We start from the raw sequence: 22,477 nt of genomic DNA on the forward strand, positions 1-22,477 counted from the left end.
AAACCAGCCGCCAGCCTCCCGGCTCCACACCGGCGTCACCAACGTCAACGCCTCATACATCTAGTTCTGGAGCGGCTGCTGGTCTGTTAGTGCGATCTGTCGATGTTTCGGCTGCAACGCCTGTTTCACTGGACAGTTGTGAATGTTGTCTCCAGGACGAGGGTCGCTCATAGTGGCGGCAACGGGTGGTGTCGCAACTTGTATCCTTGCTGAGATGTTGCTCCGCTGAACGGGTGACATGGGTGCCGGTGAGGACACGAAGCGCGCCTCCGTGACGATCATTCCCGAGGGCTCCCCCGGGCACCGTCCAATGGTCTTCCTTCAGGATGGATCTTCTGCCATCCTGTAGGGCTCGTCGCCGAACGACGGGCCCTGAGAGTCAGGTCCGAACACGTTCTGCCGAGGAGAGATGCGGAAATGACCGCGCAGCTCGACCCGCTGCGGCTACAGCTCGTCGCCGCGCAGGCTGACCGGTGGCGAAACCTGTTGATCGACGTCAGCGCGAACAACTCGATGCTCGTCTTCAAGAACATCAAGCGAGGAAGCCTGGACCTGACTTCGGCAGAACCCGGAGCGCTCGCGACACTGACAGGAGGGGGAAAGGTCACATTGCGGGCCCTCTTCCCAGAGCCTGCTGATCACCAGGCCGCCTGTACGAGTGCCCAGGGCCTTGCCAAGCGGATCCTCCTGTTCGACGAGGAGCAGGGTGTCGAGGTGGGCAGGCTCGCGCTCGGGTTCGTGTTGACCGACCCTCATCAGCACAAGGGATCGAAGCCGCTGCCGACCCTACGGGCTCCGCTCCTGCTCAGGCAGATGGCAATCAAGGCCCGGACCAGTTCTGAAACAGACTTTTCCGTCGAAACGGGAGAGGATCTGGAGGTCAACCCGGTTCTGTTGCACGTGCTGAACGAGCACTACGGCGTCACGGTTCCCCGGGAGGAGTTCGCGATCCGCGTCGAGCAGATCGTCAGCAATACGGAGGGGACCGCTCAGCAGGTGGAGTTGGTGTTCCAGGAACTCGCCCGTACCGCGGCAGCCCAAAACATCACCCTCACCCTCGAAAACGCGGTCGTTCTCGGCGCCTTCAACTACGTGAAACTTCCCATGGTGGAAGATCTGGCGAATGCGACCGCGCTGCTGGCCGAACACGATCTGATCGCTGCGATCGCGGGATACGCTCCTGCCGTCGAAAATTTGACAGCAGAGGCAGTCGGGTTCCAGCCGCCGTCCATGGACAGCTTGCGGCCCGGGGACGAGTTTGTGGTACAAGATGCGGACTCGTCACAACATCGCGCGATCATGATGGCGCTAGCTGGACAACACGTGTTCATCGAAGGGCCACCCGGTACCGGCAAGAGCCAGACCATTGCCAACATTATCGCTGGCGCCGCGGCGACAGGGAAAAAAGTGCTGTTCGTCGCCGAAAAGCGAGCGGCCATCGAAGCCGTGGTGAATCGGCTGGCTGATGTTCGACTCGACGGATTGGTACTCGACCTCCATCAACAGAAGGTAAGCAAGCGCGACGTTGCCAGGCAGCTCGCCGACAGTTTGGATGCTGCTTCGAAAGAACTGCCGGTTGACACGGAGCAGCTGCACGCACGGCTGGTGAACGCGAAGCAGCAACTTCTGCGTCACACCGCGGAGTTACACAAAATTCGTGAGCCCTGGGGGCTCAGTGCCTTTGAGGTTCGCGACAGGCTTCTCAACCTACCGTCGGAAGCCGGAGTGTCCGGTGCTTTTCGCGGCAGGCAACTCGAGGCGTTGAGCCAGAAGGTCGTGCGGCAACTGGAGCAAGAGCTTCGCGAGTTCTTCGAATTGGGCGGAGGCCGTCTGCTAAGGGAGGAGTCACCCTGGAGCAGGGCGGAGGTGAGGACGGAAGGTGACGCCAGGCGCGTTCTGTACGAGCTGGATGAGTTGGCGACTACGACGCTCAAACGTAGTCAGGACGGGATGGTGCGCCTGCTGCGCCAGACCGGGCTCGGGCAGCCCCGCGATATCGCGGGCTGGCAGGATGTGCTTTCCCTCCTCGACCAGGTGTCGAACAGTGTTGCCGAATTCGGCCCCGATGTCTTCGGCAATCACCTGGACGCGTTTTGTTACGCCACAGCAGACCGGGCGACACGCGCCCGCTATCCACAACAGCTGCCGTGGAAGCAACGCCGAGCGCTGGTCAAACAGGTCCGTGCGATGTCCTTGCGCGGGCTGAAGAAAAGGGCCGAGCTGCACACAGCGCTAACGGCAGTCGTCGTACAACGGACGCGCTGGTACGAGCTTGGCGGACGACAGATCCAGCCGGCCAACGTCACCGGCTTGGAGCAGGTTATCGCGGACTACGAGAAACTGCGCCGTCAATTGGCAGCGGTGGCACTTTCGGCTCGGCGTCCTGAATTAGAGAACGGCTCGGGCCCTGAGGTCGAGCAACGGCTCGAGGAACTCCGTGCCGACAGGACGACCCTGTTCCGGATGCCAAGGCTCACCCAGCTGCTTGACCGGTTCCGTAGCCTCGGCCTCGGGAACGTTGTGGCGGAGATGGCGGCCAAGCGGTTCGGTCCCGACGCCGCTTGGGCGGCGTTCGAACAGGCCTGGCTGACGTCGATTGAAGACGAGCTGAAGTTGACTGTGCCCGAGCTCGGGCAATTCGTCGTCGAGCGGCAGACCAGGGCTGCCGACGAATTCCGTTCCGCCGACGTCGAGCACCAGCAGATCTCAGCGGCCAGGGTGCGTCGGGCGGTGGCGCGTCAGCTCAAAGACGCGAAGGAGGCTCATCCAGAACAAGCACAGCTGCTGAAAAAGCAGGCGAGCCTGAAGAGCCGGCACATACCGACGCGGAAGCTCGTGGAGAAGGCCTCCGACGTACTGCTCGCGCTACGCCCGTGCTGGGCCATGTCGCCGTTGATCGTGAGCCGGATGCTGCCGGCTCAACGACTGTTCGATCTGGTCATCTTCGACGAAGCGAGCCAGATTCGTCCGCACGACGCGATCACAACTATCATGCGCGGCACGCACTTGGTCGTTGCGGGCGACGAGAAGCAGTTGCCACCGACGGCGTTCTTCGACCGTGCGATGAATGGCGACGACGACGAGGACGACGACTTCGACGGCGAGTTGTCCGATTTCGAATCGATCCTCACAGCGCTGCGGCCCGTCATACCGAACACCGCTATGTTGTCGTGGCATTATCGAAGCACGGATGAGCGTCTCATCTCGTTCTCCAACCGAGAGATCTACCGCAATCAGCTCGTCACGTTTCCCGGTGCTCGGCAGGAGAGCCCGGTAACACTTCATTCCGTACACGGCGAGGCGTCTCCAGGACAGCACGGATCGTCACCTGCGGAGGTGGAGAAAGTTGTCGAGCTGGTCCTGCGGCACGCCGTCGAACGTCCGGCCGAGAGTCTCGGGGTGATCACCTTGAGCACGAGGCATCAGGCGCGGATCGAGCGCGCTCTGCGTGAGGTCCGGAACAAACATGCGGAGCTTGAAGACTTCCTCTCGACGGAAACCGAACTGAGCCGCCGGTTCTTCGTCAAGAACCTGGAGAATGTTCAAGGTGACGAACGTGATGCAATCATCCTGAGTGTCGGCATCGCCAGGAGTGCCACCGGAACGATCGACCGTCGGTCTTTCGGGCCGCTGAACTACCAAGGTGGCGAGCGGCGTTTGAACGTGGCGGTCACCCGGGCTAAACGAAGGATGATGGTGGTTTCGTCATTCAACTCAACCGACATAGCACCTTCTGAACAAGTCACTGGCACGGAACTGTTGCGGCGCTATCTGGAGTTCGCGGAGCGTCAGGGCGCCGTTGACCAGGTGGGCAGGATTGTACCCAGCGAGCTCAATGGCTTCGAACGTGCCATTGCGCTTGCCCTGGAAGGCAGGGGGATACGGGTGTATCCGCAATGGGGATTTTCCGGCTACCGAATCGATTTCGCCTTAGCTCACCGGGAAGACGAGGGGCGAATGGTGCTTGCTGTCGAGGCTGACGGGCGGCAGTATCACAGTTCGCAAAGCGCGCGGGATCGCGACCGGCTGCGGCAAAGTCACCTGGAGGCTCTGGGCTGGCGTTTCCACAGGCTGTGGTCCTCGGCGTGGTTTGCGGACCCCGCGGCCGAGACCGACCGCATCGTAGCGGAGTGGGAAAAGGCGATGGCGGATGCTGATGTGGGCGAGGCGTCGGCTGCGGCGGCCCAGCCGTCACGATCACCAGAGGTGCGTGCGACTTCACCGCAGCGGGGTCCGCGACCCCCCGTGCTGCGAGGGTTGCGGATTCAGGACTACTCCGAACGTCAGCTCATTGATATCTGTCGTTGGTTGTTGACCGATGGACTGCTGCTCGACCGTGACGACCGGCTTCAGCAAGCGATGGCGGAGTTGGGATTCCGGCGGCGGGGCTCGCTCATCGTCGAGAAGCTCACGCGGGCGATCGAGGTTGCGCAACAGCTCGCCGACCGGGAGGAAAACCTGTGATTCCGCTTGATCCGAGAACCGTCGAGCGGCTGGCTGAACTCGTAGTTGACGTAGGGGGCCCATACGAGCGCCGGGGTTACGAACTTGAGCGTCTTCTCAGGAACTCCGGCTGGGCCGATGTGCCTGACTACGACGGCACCCCGAGAATTCCCTGGCTGATCGACCAGTTGACCGAACGCCGGAACAACCGGGCAGAAATCGAACGGTTTCTCTGCCGTGTCTGCGACCCGATCGAGCACGACGGTGGCGTGCCGGTCGGGGAGGAGTTCCGTAACCATGTCAACGCACTTTTGGCGCCTGAGGGGCTGGTAATCCTCTACGCCTCTGGCAGGCCGGTGGTGGGTAGCCTCGAACAGGGAGGAGAGCACGCGACTTTTTCGGCGCCGGCCGACTTCCGTGCGCGGCTGGAGCGGTTGCTCGCAGACCGGCTCACCGTCGACATGCTGATGAACCGCCTCGAGGAGACGCGCATCTGTGAGTCGGGTGGTGCTTACACGATGGCCGTGATCGGTATCGGCAGTATCGTCGAAGGCCTACTCCTTCAGTTGCTGTTGGAACGTGACAAAGAACTGCGCGAGAACGGTTTTCCGGATCTCCGCGATCCTCAGGGAAACCGTCGGAAGAAGCCGGACAGGGTGACTCTGGAACAACTTATAGACACCGCGCACGACAAGGACTGGATTCAGCTGGACGCGACGCGTTTCGTACACAACGTTCGTGACTTCCGCAACTTCGTGCATCCGCGGAAGGAACTGGCTGAACGCCCTCGTTTTGATCGGGACAGTGTGATGCTCTGCTGGGCGCCGGTGCACGCGCTGCTGAACGACCTCGAGAACAACGTGTCGCCGCTGACCTGAAGATCGTCGGACGTCCGCGGTCGGGCTGCTCTCCGGCTGAACCGAGATTCCAGCTCAGGGGTGAACCGGTACGCCCCCGGGGCAGGGTTCTGAGCGGCACCCTTCCACATCCCGGGAGTCGTTGACGGTGCGGCTCGGGCGGCGGTTCCATGACTCGCACGCGTTCCGGCTCCAGTGGGGAGAGAATCCGTGTCGACGTCCGCCACCGGTGTGCTCACGCGCCCGGAGGAAACCGCCGAAAGCCCGCCGCCACAGCGAAAACGGCGGCTGCCCGACCTGCGCCGCTGGCTGAGCCCGCTGGCGTTGCTCGTGGTGTGGCAGGTCGCCAGCAGCACCGGCGTCCTGCCGCCGGACAAGCTGAGCTCGCCCTGGACCGTGCTCCAGGCCGGGGTCGAGACCGCGCGCTCCGGTGAGCTCGGCGACGCCTTCGCCGTGTCGCTGGGCCGCGTCGCCGCCGGGTTCGCCCTCGGCGCGGGCGTCGCGCTGGTGCTGGGTGTCGCGGCCGGGTTGTCCACCTGGGCCGGGGTGCTCATCGACCCGCCCGTGCAGATGCTGCGCACGCTGCCGTTCCTCGGGCTGATCCCGGTGTTCATCCTGTGGTTCGGCATCGGCGAGGAGCCCAAGATCCTCCTCGTCGCGCTCGGGGTGCTCTTCCCCTTGTACCTCAACATCTTCTCCGCGCTCCGAAACGTGGACCCCGATCTCGTCGAAGCGGCGAAGGCGCTCGGGTACACGCGCCGCGAACGGCTGCTGCACGTGCTGCTGCCCTCGGCCGTGCCGCAGACCCTCGTCGGGCTGCGGCAGTCCCTCGGCGTCGCGTGGCTCGCGCTGATCGTCGGCGAGACCGTGAACGCCGACGCCGGACTGGGCTACCTCATCAACAACGCCAGGGAGTTCCTGCGCACCGACGTGATCGTGGTCGGGCTCGTCGTGTACGCGGCACTGGGCCTGGTCACCGACGCACTGGTCCGGCTCGTCGAACGGAGGGCACTGCGGTGGCGGCACGGGTAAGCGCTCTCACCAAACGCTTCGGCCCGCGCACGGTACTGTCCGGAGTGGACCTGAAGATCGCACGCGGCGAGTTCGTCGCGCTGCTCGGCCGCAGCGGTTCCGGGAAATCCACCCTGCTGCGCATCCTCGCCCGGCTCGACTCGGACGTCGAGGGTGAGGTGTCCGTCGAAGGCGCGGTGTCGATCGCGTTCCAGCAACCCCGGTTGCTGCCGTGGCGACGGGTGTGGCGCAACGTCGTGCTCGGCCTGCCCGACCGGGGCCGCGACCGCGCGCTCGCCGAACGGGCACTCGCCGAAGTCCGCCTCGCCGACCACGCCGACGCCTGGCCCCCCACGCTTTCCGGCGGTGAGGCACAACGGGTTTCGCTCGCCAGGGCGCTCGTGCGGGAGCCGGACCTGCTGCTGCTCGACGAGCCCTTCGGGGCGCTCGACGCGCTGACCCGCCTGGCCATGCACCGCCTCGTCGAGGACCTGTGGCAGCAGCACCGCCCCGGCATCCTGCTGGTGACGCACGACGTCGACGAAGCACTGCTGCTGGCCGACCGCGTGCTCGTCCTCGGCGACGGCCGGATCGTCGCCGAGCACGTCCTCGGCCCCCCGCGCCCACGCCGCCTCGGCGACCACCTCGACGTGCGGGCCGAAGTGCTCGCCGCACTGGGAGTGACCGAACATGCGCTCGCGTAACGCCTTCGCCGTCCTGCTGCTCGCGCTGGTGCTCGCCGCGTGCGGCTCGACCCCGGCGCAGCAGGGGCCCGCCGACATCACCAAGGTGACGCTGAAGGTGGGTGACCAGAAGGGCAACTCGCAGACCCTGCTCAAGGCCGCCGGCCTGCTCGACAACCTGCCTTACCGCATCGAGTGGTCCACGTTCACGTCCGGCCCGCCGCTGCTGGAGGCCGCCTCCGCGGGTGCCGTCGACGTCGGCGGCGTCGGCAACACCCCGCCCATCTTCTCGGCCGCCGCGAACGGGCAGATCTCTGTGGTCAGCGCCGCGAAGGGCAACGTGGTCAGCGACACCGTGCTGGTCCCCGCCGACTCGCCGCTGAAGACGGTGGCCGACCTGCGTGGCAAGACCATCGGCGTCGCGAAGGGGAGTTCGGCGCACGGGCAGATCCTGCTGACCCTGCGGAAAGCCGGTTTGTCCACAAAGGACGTCAAGCTGTCGTTCCTGCAGCCCGCCGACGCCTACGGCGCCTTCACCCAGCACCGCATCGACGCGTGGGCCGTCTGGGACCCGTACACCTCCCAGGCGCAGCTGGAAGCACACGCCAGGGTGCTCGCGGACGGCGCCGGCACCGCGAACGGCTACAGCTTCCAGGTCGCGGGCCGCGCGGCGCTGGCCGACGCCGGCAAGAACGCCGCCATCCGCGACTACGTCGTGCGGATCGCCAAGGCGGAGCGCTGGTCGGACACGCGCCGCGAGCAGTGGGCGCAGGCGTGGGCGGCGGACACCGGGCTGTCCCCGGACGTCGCGCTCGCCAGCACGGCCAAGGGGCCGGACCTGCCGGTGGCGCTGGACGACGCGGTCGTCGCGTCGGAGCAGGAGCTCGCCGACGCGTTCACCGCCGACAAGGTGCTGCCGGGCCGGGTGGACTTCGCCCGGTTCGTCGACCGCCGTTACGCCACCGACCTCGCCGCAGCAAGGGGATGACCCGATGACCGTGACCCTGCACTGGTTCCTGCCGACCTCCGGGGACAGCAGGACGATCGTGGAACGCTTCCACGCCAACGCTTCCCTCGGCCCGGCCGCGCAGCGCGAACCGGACATCGGCTACCTCGCGCAGGTCGCCCGCGCGGCCGAGTCGCTGGGGTTCGAGGGTGTGCTCACGCCGACCGGCACGTGGTGCGAGGACGCGTGGCTCGTCACCGCCGCGCTGCTGCGGGAGACGCGGGCGCTGAAGTACCTCGTCGCGTTCCGGCCGGGCGTGCTGTCCCCGACGCTCGCGGCGCAGATGGCCGCGACCTACCAGCGGATCTCCGGCGGGCGGCTGCTGCTCAACATCGTCACCGGCGGGGATTCGGTGGAGCAGCGCCGGTTCGGCGACTGGCTCGACCACGACCAGCGGTACGAGCGCACGGACGAGTTCCTGTCGGTGCTGCGCGGGGTGTGGAGCGGGCGGCCGTTCGACTTCACGGGCGAGCACCTGCGGGTCGAGGGGGCGACGCTCGCCGCCGCGCCGGATCCGGTGCCCCGCATCTACTTCGGGGGTTCCTCCCCGGCCGCGCTGCCGGTCGCGGCGCGGCACGCCGACGTGTACCTGACGTGGGGCGAACCGCCCGCGCAGGTGGCGGACAAGATCGCCCGCGTGCGGGAGCTGGCGACGGCACGCGGCCGCGACGTGCGCTTCGGCATCCGCCTGCACACGATCTCCCGTGACACGTCGGAGGAGGCATGGGCGGAGGCCGCGAAGCTGCTCGACGCGCTGAGCCCCGAGCAGGTCGAGCGCGCGCAGCGGCAGCTGGCGGCGAGCGAGTCCGTCGGGCAGCGGCGCATGGTCGCGCTGCACGGTGGTGCGCTCGCGAAAGGCGTGCGGGGACTGGAAATCCACCCGGGCCTGTGGGCAGGCGTGGGTCTCGTGCGCGGTGGCGCGGGCACGGCGCTCGTCGGCAGCCACCGCGAGGTCGCGGACCTCATCGAGGAGTACCACGAGCTCGGCATCGAGGAGTTCGTGCTGTCCGGTTACCCGCACCTGGAGGAGGCGTACTGGTTCGGCGAGGGGGTCCGGCCCGAGCTCGCCCGCCGTGGCCTGCTCGACCGCGCCCCCGTCCGTCCGGAAAGGACAGTCGCGGTGCGGTGACCTTCAGCGGTCGATCCGCACACCGCAGGTCTGACCGTCCGACAGGAACGACGACAGCTCCCGGCCCTCCTCGCCGACGGCCGTGCGGTGCGCCCGGGTCAGCGCACGCAGCGGCGTGACCACGACCTTCCCGTCGTCGACGGTCCACGTGGCGGCGACCCGCCCGTCCACGAGCACCGCGCGGTCGCCCGCGACCGACAGCCCGCGGTGGGCGTCGTCGACGATGCGGGTCCGGTCCTGGTAGCCGAGGAGGGCGTTGTCGAACGCGGGCAGGAACCGCACGGGCGCCGGGGTGCCGGGATCGGGCCGTGGCGCGTCGGGCAGGTCGATCAGCTCGCGGCCGCGCTCGTCCTTGAAGGTCACCAGTTCGTCGCGGATCGAGGCCACCGCGGCGGGGAGTCCCGCGAGACCGGACCAGGCCCGCACATCGGCGACGGTCGCGGGACCGAACGCGGCGAGGTATCGCCGGACCATCGCGACGCCCGCCGGGTCCGTCCCGTTGGGCGCGGGCGGGTCGACCTCGCGGCCCAGCCAGGCCGACAGCAGCGCGTGCCGCGCGCCGCCGCTCGTGCGCCACAGCCCGCGGGGCGGCACCTGCACCATCGGGACGAGGGCCGCGACCAGCACCTCGCCGAGGGCGCGGTGCGCCGGCCAGCGATCCGCGAGTGCCCGCGTGAGTTCGGGCATCGTGCGGGGTTCGCCGTCGGCCATCACCTCCCGGCCCGCGGCTGCCAGCTCCGCCAGGTCCACGCCGTCCAGTTCGCGGCGGTAGACGCCGAGCACGCGCTGCCGCAGCATCGCGTCGTGCCGGGAGCGCCACGCCAGGACGTCCTCCGCGGCGAGCAGGTGCACGGTGCGGCGCATGAGGTGCGTGCGGACGACGCGTTTGCCGAGCAGGAGGTCCGAAAGCTCGGCGGGGGCGAACGCCCGCAGCCGTGACCAGAGGCCGGTGAACGGTTCCTGCGGCTCCTGCGCCTGCAGGCCGCACAGGTGCCTGACGGCGTCGAGCACCGGCAGGCCGGCGCGGTCGAGCAGCAGTTGCCTGGCCAGGGTGGCGCGGTTGAGGGCGCGATCGTCCAAGGTGGTCACGGTCCCAGGATGGCAGGGGAAGCGGTCAGGGTGTGACCGCTTCTTTGTAGGGTGCTGGGCGTGCTGGACGACGACACCCTGCGCCTGATGAGCGTGCACGCCCACCCCGACGACGAATCGAGCAAGGGGGCCGCGACCCTCGCGAAGTACGCCGCCGAGGGGGTGGACGTCCTCGTCGTCACGTGCACCGGCGGGGAGCGGGGCGACGTGCTCAACCCCGCGATGGACCGGCCGGACGTGCGGGAGAACCTCGCCGCGATCCGCCGCGAGGAGATGGCGGCCGCTCGCGACATCCTCGGGGTGCGGCAACGGTTCCTGGGCTTCGTCGACTCGGGCCTGCCCGCCGACGGTGAGCCGCTGCCGGAGGGGTGTTTCGCGCTCCAGCCGGTCGAGGAGGCGGCGGCCCGCCTCGCCGCGGTGATCCGCGGGTTCCACCCGCACGTGGTGATCACCTACGATCCGACCGGCGGTTACCCGCACCCCGACCACATCAAGACGCACGAGATCACGGTCGCCGCCTTCGACGCCACGGAGGAGCCGCGCAAGCTCTACTACCACGGCGCCCTGTCGCGGGCGTGGTTCCAGACCATGCACGACGCGATGACGGAGCGCGGGCTCGACTCCGCGATGGGGGCGGTGCTGGCGGAGTTCCCGGAGGACGTCCCAGCGCTGGAGATCACGACGCGTGTGCCGTGCGCGGAATACTTCGAGGTCCGCGACCGGGCATTGCTGGCCCACGCGACGCAGATCGACCCGAACGCCGGTTTCATGCTCCACGACCGCGACGTGGAACGGCAGGTGTGGCCCACGGAGGACTACCACCTGGCCCACTCCCGCGTCGAGGTCACCCTCCCCGAGGACGACCTGTTCTCCGGTTTGCGCTAGCGGACCACGACGCCTCCGGTGACGTCGAGCCAGGTGCCGGTGACGAACGAGGACGCCGGGGTCGCCAGGTAGAGGAACGCCTCCGCCACCTCGGCCGCGGTCGCGCGGCGGCCCAGTGGGATTTCCGCGTCGCGCTGGGCAAGGACCTCTTCCACCGAGATCCCTTCCCGCCGCGCGGTTTCCTCCGTGTACTCGCGGTTCAACCGGGACTCCACAAAGGACGGTGCGACGGCGTTGACCCGGGCCCCCTCGCGCGCGAGTTCGAGCGCGAGGCTCTGCGTGAACAGCCGCAAAGCCCCCTTCGACGCGCTGTAGGCCGCACTTTCCGGCTTCCCTGCCAGCCCCGTGTACGAACCGGTGAAGACGATGGCGCCGCCAGGCCGCGGCAAGTGGGGGATCGCGCTGCGCGCCAGCAGGAACGCGCCCTTCGCGTTGACCGCCATGATCCGGTCCCACTCGTCCGGCGCCAGGTCGGCGGTCGGCCCCGGCCGCTGCCCGACGGCCGTCGCGTGCGCCAGGACGTCCAGGCCGCCGTGCCGCTCCACGGCGAGCGCCATCAGCGCGTCGCAGGCGGCCGGATCGGTCACGTCGGTCACGGTGGTGACGGCCTGCGAGGCGGGGAACGCCGCCGCGATGTCGTCGGCGACCTCCTGCAGTGCGCCGGCGGACAGCTCGCTGAGCACCAGCCGCGCCCCCTCCGCCGCGAACCGCCGTGCGACCGCCTCGCCGATCCCCTGCGAAGCCCCCGTCACGACGACGGTCTTGCCGTCCAGAACTCGTTGCGTCATGGGGCCAGCGTCGCTCCGGGAGAGGGGCTCAGCCAGGGACAAGCCGTACCTGGCTGACATCTACCTAAAGTCATTAGGTAATATCAACAGCACCGAAGGCAAAAGGCAGGTGAGTCATGGCAAGGGCGGGTCTCAACAGGGACCGGGTGATCCAGGCCGGTGCGGAGCTGGCCGATGAGGTCGGCTTCGAACAGGTCACCGCGTCGGCGCTGGCGAAGCGGCTCGGCGTGCAGGTCGCGAGCCTGTATTCCCACGTCAAGAGCTCGCAGGACCTCAAGACCGGCATCGCCCTGCTCGCGCTGGCCGAACTCGCCGACCGCGCCGCCGAGGCGCTGGCCGGACGCGCCGGGAAGGACGCCCTCTTCGCCTTCGCCGCCGTCTACCGCGACTACGCCCGCGAGCACCCGGGGCGGTACGCGGCGGCGCGGCAGCGGTTCGACCCGGAAACCGCCGCCGCGAGCGCCGGACCCCGGCACGCCCGCATGATGCGGGCGATCCTGCGCGGCTACGACGTGCCGGAGGCGGACGAGACCCACGCCGTCCGCCTGCTCGGCAGCGTTTTCCACGGCTTCGTCAGCACCGAGCTCGGCGGCGGGTTCAGCCACAGCGAGCCGGACCCGGAGAAGTCGTGGGACCGCATCCTCGAAGTCCTCGACGCACTGCTCGACCACTGGCCACAGGGGGAAAGATGATCACCACGCCCATCACCGGGGACCTCGTCCGCGGCGCGCTGGAACTGGAGCGCACCGAACGCGGCCTGCTGCCGCACCGGCTGCCCGGCTGGGCCCGGGCGCAGTACACCGACGGGCAGCTCGCAATGGCCGAGGCCCAGCCTTCGGGTGTCCGCCTGGTCTTCCGCACGCGGGCCACCGCCGTCGAACTCGACACGGTACCCACCAAGCGGGTCTACCTCGGGGCCCCACCACGCCCGGAAGGCGTGTACGACCTGCTCGTCGACGGCCGGCTCACGCGGCAGGGCAGCGTGCACGGCGGGAACACCGTGCGCGTCGACCTGGCCACCGGCGCCGTCGAGAGCGAGCAGGGCCCGGCCGGGACGCTCCACTTCGGACAGCTGCCGGAGGGGGTCAAGGACGTCGAGATCTGGCTGCCGCACAACGAAACCACCGAGCTCGTCGCCCTGCGCACGGACGCACCGGTCGAACCCGCGCCCTCGCGGGGACAGCGCGTGTGGCTGCACCACGGCAGTTCGATCAGCCACGGCTCCGACGCCGCGAGCCCCAGCACCACCTGGCCCGCGCTCGCGGCCGCCGCCGGGGACGTGTCGCTGGTGAACCTCGGCTTCGGCGGCAGCGCGCTGCTCGACCCGTTCACCGCCCGCACCATGCGGGACACGCCGGCCGACCTGATCAGCGTCAAGATCGGCATCAACCTGGTCAACAGCGACGCGCTGCGCCTGCGGGCGTTCATCCCGGCCGTGCACGGGTTCCTCGACACCATCCGCGACGGCCACCCGGACACGCCGCTGCTCGTCGTCTCGCCGATCCACTGCCCGATCCACGAGGACACCCCGGGGCCCGGCGCGTTCGACTTCGAGGCGATGAGGGCCGGGAAGCTCCGCTTCCGCGCGACTGGTGACCCGGCGGAGCGCGCGGCGGGCAAGCTGACGCTGCGGGTGATCCGCGACGAGCTGGCGAGGATCGTGGCCCAGCGTGCGGCCGCCGACCCCAACCTGCACTACCTCGACGGCTGCGAGCTGTACGGCGAGGCCGACTTCGCGGAGCACCCGCTGCCGGACGAGCTCCACCCCGACGCGGCGACGCACCGGCTGATGGGCGAGCGGTTCGCCCGCTTCGCGTTCGCCGGCGACGGCCCGTTCAGCCCAGCTGGTCGTGCAGGAAACGCACCGTCCGCTGCCACGCCAGCCGCGCCGACTCAGGGTGGTGGCTCGGGCGCTGGTCGTTGAGGAAGGCGTGGCCGGCGTCGTAGAGGTGCAGCTCCGGCGCCCGGCCCGTGGCCTTCTCGAGCGCCTCGGAAAGCGCTTCCAGCTGCTCGGGCGGGATCGACTGGTCGTGCTTCCCGTAGTGGCCCTGCACGGTCGCCGCGAGCCGCGAGAAGTCCGGCAGCTCGCCCCGGATCACGCCGTAGAACGGCACGGCGGCGCTGACCCGCGGCTCGACGGCGGCCAGGTACAGCACGAACCCGCCGCCCATGCAGAACCCGACGGCACCGATGGTGTCCGACGTGACCTCCGGCAGCGACAGCAGGTGGTCCACCGCCCCGGAGAGCAGCTCCACGCCCCGCGGGACCGGCAGCTCCCGCATCAGCCGGAGCGCCTCGTCGGCGTCGTGCGCGACGTTGCCGCCGTAGAGGTCGGGGGCGAGCACGACGAACCCCTCGGCCGCGAGCCGGTCGGCCACGTCGGCGATGTGGTCGTCCAGGCCCCACCACTCCTGGATGAGCAGCACCCCGGGGCCGCTGCCGCCGGCGGGGCGGGCCAGGTACCCGTGGGCGGTGCCGCCCGCGCTGGGGAACTCGACGTTCTGCCGGGCGGGACGCCCGGTGGACTTCGGCTGCGACAAGATCTTCCTCCCGAAAGTGGCTTACCGGCGCCACGATAGCCCCGTAGCGTGGGAGAACGATCTCGACGACCGGAGGGAGCGGGCATGACCGCCGATCCCGCGGACGCGCGTGCCCGCTTCCGCGCAGGCCACCGCGTGCCGACCGCGGGCTGGGCACCCGGCTACGCGCAGGCCAACCTGATCGCCGTGCCCCGGGACTGGGCCTACGACGTGCTGTTGTTCGCGCAGCGCAACCCGAAGCCGTGCCCGGTGCTCGACGTGACCGACCCCGGCAGCCCCCGCACAGCGCTCGCCGGGGACGCCGACCTGCGCACCGACCTGCCCGCGTACCGGGTCTGGCTGGACGGCGAACTCGCCGACGAGCCGGACGAGGTCACCGGGTACTGGCGGGACGACCTCGTGGCGTTCCTGATCGGCTGCAGCTTCACGTTCGAGGCCCCGCTGCTCGCCGCCGGCATCGACGTGCGGCACATCAGCGCGGGCACGAACGTCCCGATGTACCGCACGAACCGGCCGTGCCGCCCCGCCGGGCGCTTGCGCGGGCCGATGGTGGTGTCGATGCGGCCCGTCCCCGCGGACCGGGTCGCCGACGCGGTGCGCATCAGCGGCCGGTTCCCGTCGGTGCACGGCGCGCCGGTGCACGTGGGGGAGCCCGCCGCGCTCGGCATCGCCGACCTGGCCACCCCGGACTTCGGCGACCCGGTCGAGATCCGGCCAGGGGAGGTCCCGGTCTTCTGGGCGTGCGGCGTCACCCCGCAGGCGGCGATCACCGCGTCACGCCCGCCGTTCGCGATCACGCACGCACCGGGGCACATGTTCGTCACCGACGTTCCGGACCACACCTACGCGGTCTGAGAAAAAATTCCGGCGCGGTTGTCGATCGGCGGCTGTCCCGTTCGACCGGGGGGTGAGAGGGTTCGCGACGGAACCCGCGGAACAGGGAGAGACGACCGTGAAGTACATGCTGATCATGCGCGCCACCGACGAGGCCTTCGCGAAGATGGGGGACATCGACTTCGACGAGATGCTCGCGACCGTCGGCCGCTACAACGACGAGCTGATCCGGGCAGGGGTGCTGGTGGCCGCCGAGGGGCTCGCCGACGCAACCGAAGGCGTCGTCGTGGACTACTCGACCGAGCCGCCCGTGGTGACCGACGGGCCGTACGGCGGGACGAAGGAGCTGTTCGGCGGCTTCTACATCCTCAACGTCGCCTCGAAGGAGGAGGCCGTCGAGTGGGCCAAGCGGTCCCCGATGACCGGCCCCGGTTTCAAGACCGAGATCCGCCGCGTCACCACGATCGACGAGTTCCCGCAGGACAACGAGTGGATCCAGAAGGAGCGGGCGTGGCGCGAGGCGACCGGTCAGCTCTGAGATGACGGGCCGGGAGGAGGTCGCCGCCGTCTGGCGGATCGAGTCGGCGCGGATCGTCGGGGCGCTCGCGCGCTACACCGGCGATTTCGCGCTGGCTGAGGACCTCGCGCAGGAGGCGCTGGCGGAAGCGCTCGTGACGTGGCCGCGGGAAGGCGTGCCCCGCAACCCGGCGGGGTGGCTGCTGACGGTCGGCAAGCGCCGGGCGATCGACGTGTTCCGGCGCAACTCCGCGCTGGAGGAGCGCTACTCCGTGCTCGCCCGCGAGCCCGTCGAGCCCGGCGACGTGCTGTGGGACCCGGACCGCATCGACGACGACGTGCTCGCGCTGATGTTCGTCTCCTGCCACCCGGTGCTGTCGCGGGAGGCCAGGGTCGCGCTGACGCTGCGCGTGGTGGGCGGCCTCACCAGCGACGAGATCGCCCGCGCGTTCCTGGTGCCGACCGCGACCGTGCAGGCGCGGATCACCAGGGCGAAGAAGACGCTCGAGGCCGCGCGCGTGCCCTTCGAGGTGCCGCCGGCCGCGGAGCGTCCCGCGCGCCTCGGTTCGGTGCTCAACGTGCTGTACGTGATCTTCACCGAAGGATCCACGGCGGCCTCCGGCAGCGAGCTGATCCGGGTGGAGCTGGCCGAGGAGGCGTTGCGGCTGGCCAGGGTGCTGGTGCGGCTCGTGCCGGACGAGCCGGAGGCACACGGGTTGCTCGCGCTGCTGGAGCTGACGGCGGCGCGGTTCCCGGCCCGCCTCGGGCCGGACGGCGAGCCGGTGCTGCTGGAGGACCAGGACCGCCGCCGGTGGGACCGCGCGGCGATCCGCCGTGGCCGCGCCGCGCTGGCCCACGCCACCGGGGTGGGGCGGGGGCTGGGCGCGTACGGCCTGCAGGCGGCGATCGCCGAGTGCCACGACGTGGCCGCCTCGGTCGAGGAGACGGACTGGGAGCGCATCGTGCTGCTGTACGAGGCGCTCGGCAGGCTCGCGCCGTCACCGGTGGTGACCCTCAACCGCGCGGTGGCGGTGGCGATGGCCCGCGGTCCGCGGGAGGCACTGTCCATCGTGGACGGACTGGAGGACGGTGCGCTGAAGGGCTCGCACCTCCTGCCGACCGTGCGCGGTGAGCTGCTCACCCGCCTCGGCCGTGCCGCCGAAGCCCGCGAGGAGCTGGAGCGCGCGCTGCGGTTGTGCGGGAACGAACGCGAGCGGACGGTGCTGCGGCGCAAGCTGTCGGCACTGGGCTAAGTGATCAGTTCAGAATGAGCTGGTGTGTCGGCCTTGCTGGTGGTGCAGGACGGTCGGCACACCGAGGAGACGACTACAGCGGCTCCACGCCGACCGCGGTTACGACCACGACAAGGACCGGCGCCTGGTTCACGACCACGGCATCTTCCGACGATCGCCCGACGCGGTGCCGGTCACGGCTCAGGTCTGGGCACAATCCGCTGGCCGGTCGAACGCACCTTCGCCTGGCTCAAGGGCTTCCGCCACCTGCGCGTCCGCACGGAACGCCGCGCCGACATTCACCAAGCCATCATCAGCCTCGCCTGCTCGATGATCTGCCTACACCAGCTCATGCTGAACTGACGCCTAAGTCAATTGTCCGATGTGCCCCACAGGCGTGGTCGCTACGGTCGGAGCCGTGCGACGACGCTCACTCGCCCTGGTGGCCGGGCTGGTCACCGCGCTCGTGACCGCTCCCGTGGCGCAGGCCGGGCAACACCGGTCCTGCGGGGGACTGGCCGCGCTGCCCTCGGTCGTCTCCGCCGTCCAAGACGCCGGTGACGCCACCACGCCTCCGTCCTGCCGCGTCACCGCCCGCGTGTCCGATGTGGACGGTGGCGTGGTCACGGCCTGGGTGTACCTGCCGGAAAACACGTGGAACGGGCGCTTCCAGGCCACTGGTGGCGGAGGGTTCTCCGGTGGTGATCCCGCGAACCTGCTCGAACCGCTGCGGAATGGGTACGCCACCGCGGCCACCGACGCGGGCCACACCGGCGCCACGGCCGACTTCGCGCTCGACGCTGACGGCCGCCTGAACTGGCCCGCCATCGAGGACTTCGGGCACGAGGGCGTCCAGGACATGACCACGACCGCGAAGGCGCTGATCCGCGCCTACTACGGCCGCGGGCCCGCGTACTCGTACTTCACCGGCTGCTCCACGGGTGGCCGCCAGGGCGTGATGGAGGCACAGCGCCACCCCGGCGAGTACGACGGGATCCTCGCCGGTGCCCCGGTGATCAACTACCCGCAGATGCAGACCGGGCAGCTGTGGGGCCAGCTGGTCATGCTCGAATCCGGGAACCCGGTCGCGCCGTGCAAGTTCGAGGCCGCCGTCACGGCGACCGTGCGGGCGTGCGACACCCTCGGCGACGGGGTGGTGGACGACGTCATCGGCGATCCGCTCGCGTGCCGGTTCGACCTGTCGCTGCTCGTCGGCACGCCCACGCCGTGCGGCACCATCACGGCGGCGGACGTCGCGGTGATGAAGGAGATCCAGCAGGGCCCGCGGCGGCAGGACGGGCGTTTCCTCTGGTACGGCCTGGCTCCCGGTGCCCCCTTCGCCGGGCTCAACGACACCGTGGAGGTGGACGGGCGGCTCGTCGGCAAGCCGTTCGTCTACGACCTGTGGTGGTTCAGCCTGTTCCTCGCGCAGGACCGGTCGTGGGACTGGACGAGCCTGACCCGTGAGCGGTTCGAGGCGTACTTCGACCAGGCGGTGCGGCAGTACGACCGGGTGCTCGGCGCGGCCGACCCCGACCTGTCCGCGTTCCGGCGGGCCGGCGGGAAACTCCTGCTGTGGCACGGCGAAGCGGACTTCGGCGTGCCGTTCCAGGGCACGATCGACTACTACGAACGGGTCCAGCGCACGCTCGGCCCCGGCCGCACGCAGCAGTTCGCGCGCCTGTTCCTCGCGCCCGGCGTCGGGCACTGCTCCGGTGGCGCGGGCCCGCAGCTGGTCGACCCGTTCGCCGCCCTCGTGCGGTGGGTGGAGCAGGGCAAGGCGCCGGAAACGCTGCCCGCCGCCGGTGCCGGGCAAACGCGGCCGGTGTGCCGCTACCCGCAGGTGGCCCGCTGGAGCGGCCACGGCGATCCGGCGAACGCCTCGTCCTACCGCTGCGCCTGATCAGACCACGGTGACGGGGTGGCCGACGACGGCGCCGAACAGGTAGCCCTGCGTGTTGTACGGCTCGACGTCCGGCTGCCGCGCACCCGTGCGGTCGATGGCGCGGGCGCGCAGGGTGTACGTGCCCGGGGCCGGCGGACGCCAGCGCAGGGACCAGCGGCGCCAGCCGCGGTCGGGTCCGTGCGGGGTCGCGGTGCGCCAGGTGCGGCCGCCGTCGGTGCTCACCTCGACGCGCCGGACGCCGCCGTGGCCCGACCACGAGCGGCCGGTCAGGACGTGCTCGCGGTCGCCGGGCAGCGTCGCGCCCCACGCGAGTTCGAAGGCGCTCTTGGTGTTCTGCCGCGTGAGCAGCTCGCCCTCCGGCGGGTACGTGGGGCCCCACAACCGGTAGTACTGCGTGCTCCACGGTGAGGAGAGCGGGGTCGCGGAGACCTCGATCCGGCCGAGCCACTTGATCGACGCCACCCCGATCCAGTCGGGAACGACCAGGCGGACCGGGAAACCGTGGTCGGGCGGCAGCGGCTCGCCGTTCATCTCGTAGGCGAGCAGGACGTCTTCGAGCGCCTTCGCCACCGGCAGCGGGCGCCGGACCGGGCCGAGGTTTACCCCGCCCGTGACGTAGTCCGGGTCGAGGCCCTGGGGCAGCAGGTCCACGGCGGCACCGGTGAGGCCCGCCCGCGCCAGCACGGTCGCCAGCCGCACCCCGCGCCAGCGTGCGACGCCGACCGCGCCGAGCCGCCACGCCGTGCCGGTCACCGACTGCCCCTGCTGCGAGGTGAAGAAGCTGCGGCCGTTGCCCGCGCACTCGATCCGCGCCGTCACCGTTTCCGACGGCAGGGCGCGCAGGTCGCGGTTTCACGATCGGTGCTGCCGCGTGGGCCGTGCGGGGCCAGAACGGCGCGGACGCGGCCAGCCCCGCGAGGCCCAGCGCGGTGCGCCGGGGCAGGTGGCGGTCGATTCCCGCCATGCCCGGTCATGCTGCCGCGTGCGCCTCGCGTTGTCGCCGCTTTCCAGCTGCTGGGACGAGCCGCCAGAGGATGAGCCCGGCTCCGATCACGACGACGAGCACGAGCAGCAGCCACGGTACGGCCCAACCCTCCGCCGTCGTCTCGACGGACTCCAGCGGCGTGATCGAGCCCGCCGCGTCGGTGAGCAGCGGGACGAGGGTCACCGAGCCGGTGACCAGCACCGAGGGGACCACCCCGGAAACCGGCACCGACACCGGCCACGTCTCGCCCGGCAGCAGCTGCGGCGAATCCCCGATCGGGGCCGCGTCGGTGCGCCACGCGCCGAACGGGCCGGAAACGGACGCGGTCTGCCGCGCGGCGACGATCGCGTTGCCGGTGTTGCGGATCGTGTACGTCAGGGTCGCGTCTCCCTCGCCGAACGCGCTGCCGGAGTAGTGCACGGCGAGGTCCTCGACCGCCAGCGCGGGTGCCAGCCCGCCGCCGACGCGCAGTTGCACGCGGATACCGACGCGCCGCTCCACCCCGCCCTGCGTCAGCGACGTCACGATGCCGCCGGCGTGGTCCCCGCTGGAAGCGCTTTCCGGTACGGCGACGGTGAACGGCACCTCGGTGGACTGGCCGGGTGCCACCGTCACGTGGTCCACGGCGGGCCGCACCCAGGCGCCGACGCCGGTCGAGGGCGTGTCCTTCGTGACGAGGTCGAGCTGACCCGTCTTCGTGGTGAACCCGTCCGCGCTGTAGACGGCCAGGTCGAGCGGCTGCGCGCCCCGGTTGGCGACCACCAGCGCGTCGTCGAGCAGATCACCCGGTTCGACGGTGTAGCGGTAGTTCTCCCGGTCGGCGCCGAAGTCGTTCGCGGCCGTCGAAACCGTCCACGGGACGTCCTCCTGCGCCGACGCGGGAAGGGGTGCACTGACGGCCAGTGCGAGCAGCGCGACGACGGCCGCGCGGGCGAAGACGGGCATCCGGGGATCCTCGGTAAGTCTGGAATGGACGGTGGGGCGGCCGCGGGAACGGCCACCCCACCGGGTTTTCAGTTCAGCGTGGTGAGGGTGGTACGGCCCTTGCCCGGCTGCTCCAGCCAGCAGGGCTGCCCCGGGAACGGCCAGTGGATGCCGTGCCCGCCACCGCGGTACGGGTGGATGACCACCTTGTCCACAGTGGAACCCACCGGCGGTGCCGGCTTGGTGCCCTCGTCAGGACCACACCAGGAAACCTTGCCCAGCTCGACCGCCGCGTTCGGCGCCGCACAGGTGCCGCTGCGGACGTTCTGGACGACGAGCCTGTCGTCCCGCACCTCCACCTTGACGTAGGTGCGGACGTGCTCCTGGTTCTCCACCGAGTTGGCCCAGTGGTTGTCCGGGTTGAGCGGGTCGGGCCCGTAGTTCGGGTCCTTGCTCGTGTCCGGGTCGGTGAGGTCGTAGTACTTCGAGCCCGACGCGGAGTTCGCCGTCACGTAGACGACCCCGCCCGGCCCCTGGGACACCTGCGTCGCGCCGGGCTGCTCGGCCGGGTTGGCCTTCTGCCCGTTCTTGATGACGTAGCTGCGCGAGTAGCTGTGGTCGTGCCCCTGCAGCACCAGGTCCACGCCGAGGTTGGAGAACGCCGTCGGGAAGTCCTGGCGGCGCTGCTGGTTGTCGGCGTCGTTGGCGTGGTCGGCGGGGGAGTAGATCGAGTGGTGGTAGACGAGCACCGTGTACTTCGCCTTGCCGCCGTGCTGCTTGATCACGTCGGTGACGTAGCCGATGTGGGCCTCGTCCGAGCCGCTCGCGTAGGCGTTGCTGTTCAGGTCGATGAACAGCACGTCCTTGTAGATGTACCAGTAGTCACCGCCGGAGCGGGTGTCCTGGGCGCCGTTGTAGTAGGGCGCCGAACGGTCGGTGTTCGGCGTCCAGAAGTGCTGCTCGTAGGCCTTGCCGCCGACGTCGTGGTTGCCGATCGTCGCCGCCCACGGGTACTGGCGCAGCTTGTCCGAGGACAGGAACGCGTCCCACTGGGACTCGTTGTTCGCCGACTCGACCTGGTCACCGCCGGAGACCAGCAGCTCGGCGTTCGGGTTCGCCTTCAGCGCGACGTCCAGCGTGTCGCGCCAGCCGGCGCCGTCCCGCGCGGTGTCCCCCGACGAACCGATCTGCGGGTCGCCGAAGAACAGGAAGTCGAAGTCCCCGTTGAACTTCTGCGTCTTGAACGTGTACGTCGGCGACCAGCTGCCGCCGGAGCCGACGCGGTAGGAGTAGCTGGTGTTCTGCCTGAGGCCGTCCAGCGTGGCGTGCCCGTGGTAGCCGCCGTTGACGGTGTTCGCCGTCACGGTCGCCGGGAACGTCTGCGCGTTCCTCGGGAACTGGCCGTGGTTCAGCTTCGCCGTCGGGGCGACCTGCACGACCTGGGCCGCGCCGGTCGAGGAGTACCAGCTGACGACGCGCTGGGACTCCTTCGCGCCGACGCCGAGGACGATGCCCGACAACGTGATCGGGCTGTCCGGGCTGGTCGGGTTGGCCGTGGCCACTGGACCGGTGCCGAACGCCACGGCGAGGCCCACGACGGCGGCGGTCACGCCGTGGGCCAGTGATCTGGGTAGTGTCATGGGGGGAAG

At 69.8% G+C, this 22,477-nt stretch carries 19 protein-coding genes and 1 pseudogene; 14 read left to right on the forward strand and 6 right to left on the reverse strand.

Annotated features, from left to right (window positions below; translation table 11 throughout):
• Nucleotides 1–417: 417 nt before the first annotated feature.
• From ABFX51_RS34905 to ABFX51_RS34930, 6 genes are all read left to right on the forward strand, one after another.
• Nucleotides 418–4,464, forward strand: coding sequence for an AAA domain-containing protein (locus tag ABFX51_RS34905; RefSeq protein ID WP_346056297.1), 4,047 nt, complete (start codon nucleotides 418–420; stop codon nucleotides 4,462–4,464).
• A complete protein-coding gene (locus tag ABFX51_RS34910) occupies nucleotides 4,461–5,321 on the forward strand; it encodes a hypothetical protein (protein ID WP_346056298.1) in 861 nt (286 codons plus the stop codon). The genes ABFX51_RS34905 and ABFX51_RS34910 overlap by 4 nt, the downstream gene beginning before the upstream one ends.
• Nucleotides 5,322–5,510: 189 nt before the next feature.
• Complete coding sequence (locus ABFX51_RS34915; RefSeq protein WP_346056299.1) at nucleotides 5,511–6,332, forward strand: ABC transporter permease; 822 nt, start codon at nucleotides 5,511–5,513, stop codon at nucleotides 6,330–6,332.
• Nucleotides 6,317–7,015, forward strand: a complete 699-nt coding sequence (locus ABFX51_RS34920) for an ABC transporter ATP-binding protein (protein ID WP_346056300.1) — start codon at nucleotides 6,317–6,319, stop codon at nucleotides 7,013–7,015. Before ABFX51_RS34915 ends, ABFX51_RS34920 begins: the two co-directional genes overlap by 16 nt.
• Complete coding sequence (locus tag ABFX51_RS34925) at nucleotides 7,002–7,982, forward strand: ABC transporter substrate-binding protein (RefSeq protein ID WP_346056301.1); 981 nt, start codon at nucleotides 7,002–7,004, stop codon at nucleotides 7,980–7,982. The genes ABFX51_RS34920 and ABFX51_RS34925 overlap by 14 nt, the downstream gene beginning before the upstream one ends.
• 4 nt (nucleotides 7,983–7,986) lie before the next feature.
• On the forward strand, nucleotides 7,987–9,129 hold the full coding sequence (locus ABFX51_RS34930) for an LLM class flavin-dependent oxidoreductase (protein ID WP_346056302.1): 1,143 nt from the start codon (nucleotides 7,987–7,989) through the stop codon (nucleotides 9,127–9,129).
• Nucleotides 9,130–9,132: 3 nt separating this feature from the next.
• Here ABFX51_RS34930 and ABFX51_RS34935 read toward each other — a convergent pair whose 3' ends face one another.
• Nucleotides 9,133–10,218 carry a winged helix DNA-binding domain-containing protein gene (locus ABFX51_RS34935; protein WP_091505481.1) on the reverse strand — a complete coding sequence of 362 codons (1,086 nt, stop codon included), beginning with the start codon at nucleotides 10,216–10,218 and terminating at the stop codon, nucleotides 9,133–9,135.
• 87 nt (nucleotides 10,219–10,305) lie between these two features.
• On the opposite strand from ABFX51_RS34935, the gene mca reads away from it, so the two are divergent.
• Complete coding sequence (gene mca, locus ABFX51_RS34940) at nucleotides 10,306–11,103, forward strand: mycothiol conjugate amidase Mca (RefSeq protein ID WP_346056315.1); 798 nt, start codon at nucleotides 10,306–10,308, stop codon at nucleotides 11,101–11,103.
• Here the strand turns inward: mca and ABFX51_RS34945 are convergent.
• Nucleotides 11,100–11,891: an SDR family NAD(P)-dependent oxidoreductase gene (locus ABFX51_RS34945; RefSeq protein ID WP_346056303.1), complete on the reverse strand. Its 792-nt coding sequence runs from the start codon at nucleotides 11,889–11,891 to the stop codon at nucleotides 11,100–11,102. The two genes, mca and ABFX51_RS34945, sit on opposite strands and share 4 nt — an antisense overlap.
• A 116-nt stretch (nucleotides 11,892–12,007) precedes the next feature.
• Between ABFX51_RS34945 and ABFX51_RS34950 the strand changes: the two genes are divergently transcribed.
• Together ABFX51_RS34950 and ABFX51_RS34955 are read left to right on the forward strand one after the other, a co-directional pair.
• The gene (locus ABFX51_RS34950; RefSeq protein ID WP_346056304.1) at nucleotides 12,008–12,583 is read left to right on the forward strand and encodes a TetR/AcrR family transcriptional regulator; all 576 of its coding nucleotides are present in this window, start codon (nucleotides 12,008–12,010) and stop codon (nucleotides 12,581–12,583) included.
• Nucleotides 12,580–13,815 carry a GDSL-type esterase/lipase family protein gene (locus ABFX51_RS34955; RefSeq protein WP_346056305.1) on the forward strand — a complete coding sequence of 412 codons (1,236 nt, stop codon included), beginning with the start codon at nucleotides 12,580–12,582 and terminating at the stop codon, nucleotides 13,813–13,815. The genes ABFX51_RS34950 and ABFX51_RS34955 overlap by 4 nt, the downstream gene beginning before the upstream one ends.
• Here the strand turns inward: ABFX51_RS34955 and ABFX51_RS34960 are convergent.
• Nucleotides 13,727–14,431 carry a dienelactone hydrolase family protein gene (locus ABFX51_RS34960; RefSeq protein ID WP_218153430.1) on the reverse strand — a complete coding sequence of 235 codons (705 nt, stop codon included), beginning with the start codon at nucleotides 14,429–14,431 and terminating at the stop codon, nucleotides 13,727–13,729. The two genes, ABFX51_RS34955 and ABFX51_RS34960, sit on opposite strands and share 89 nt — an antisense overlap.
• Before the next feature lie 84 nt (nucleotides 14,432–14,515).
• Between ABFX51_RS34960 and ABFX51_RS34965 the strand changes: the two genes are divergently transcribed.
• The 5 genes and pseudogenes from ABFX51_RS34965 to ABFX51_RS34985 all read left to right on the forward strand — a co-directional run bounded on the left by ABFX51_RS34965 (nucleotide 14,516) and on the right by ABFX51_RS34985 (nucleotide 18,916).
• Nucleotides 14,516–15,286, forward strand: a complete 771-nt coding sequence (locus ABFX51_RS34965; RefSeq protein WP_091505473.1) for a putative hydro-lyase — start codon at nucleotides 14,516–14,518, stop codon at nucleotides 15,284–15,286.
• 97 nt (nucleotides 15,287–15,383) lie between these two features.
• Nucleotides 15,384–15,803, forward strand: coding sequence for a YciI family protein (locus ABFX51_RS34970; RefSeq protein WP_346056306.1), 420 nt, complete (start codon nucleotides 15,384–15,386; stop codon nucleotides 15,801–15,803).
• 1 nt (nucleotide 15,804) lies between these two features.
• Entirely contained in the window at nucleotides 15,805–17,034 is a 1,230-nt protein-coding gene (locus tag ABFX51_RS34975; RefSeq protein WP_346056307.1) for an RNA polymerase sigma factor, read from the forward strand.
• 55 nt (nucleotides 17,035–17,089) lie between these two features.
• A pseudogene (locus ABFX51_RS34980) lies at nucleotides 17,090–17,376 on the forward strand (transposase); the annotation flags it as partial.
• Nucleotides 17,377–17,431: 55 nt separating this feature from the next.
• Nucleotides 17,432–18,916 (forward strand): tannase/feruloyl esterase family alpha/beta hydrolase, encoded by a 1,485-nt coding sequence (locus tag ABFX51_RS34985; RefSeq protein ID WP_346056308.1) that lies wholly within the window; start codon nucleotides 17,432–17,434, stop codon nucleotides 18,914–18,916.
• Here the strand turns inward: ABFX51_RS34985 and ABFX51_RS34990 are convergent, their stop codons facing one another.
• From ABFX51_RS34990 to ABFX51_RS35000, 3 genes are all read right to left on the reverse strand, one after another.
• Nucleotides 18,917–19,762 carry a sulfite oxidase gene (locus ABFX51_RS34990; RefSeq protein ID WP_346056316.1) on the reverse strand — a complete coding sequence of 282 codons (846 nt, stop codon included), beginning with the start codon at nucleotides 19,760–19,762 and terminating at the stop codon, nucleotides 18,917–18,919. It abuts the gene before it with no gap.
• Between the two features lie 127 nt (nucleotides 19,763–19,889).
• Nucleotides 19,890–20,849 carry a WxL protein peptidoglycan domain-containing protein gene (locus tag ABFX51_RS34995; protein WP_091505463.1) on the reverse strand — a complete coding sequence of 320 codons (960 nt, stop codon included), beginning with the start codon at nucleotides 20,847–20,849 and terminating at the stop codon, nucleotides 19,890–19,892.
• Nucleotides 20,850–20,917: 68 nt separating this feature from the next.
• Nucleotides 20,918–22,468 (reverse strand): purple acid phosphatase family protein, encoded by a 1,551-nt coding sequence (locus ABFX51_RS35000; RefSeq protein ID WP_346056309.1) that lies wholly within the window; start codon nucleotides 22,466–22,468, stop codon nucleotides 20,918–20,920.
• Nucleotides 22,469–22,477: the final 9 nt, after the last annotated feature.

Source organism: Amycolatopsis dongchuanensis (assembly GCF_039542405.1).
Taxonomy (GTDB): domain Bacteria; phylum Actinomycetota; class Actinomycetes; order Mycobacteriales; family Pseudonocardiaceae; genus Amycolatopsis_E; species Amycolatopsis_E sacchari.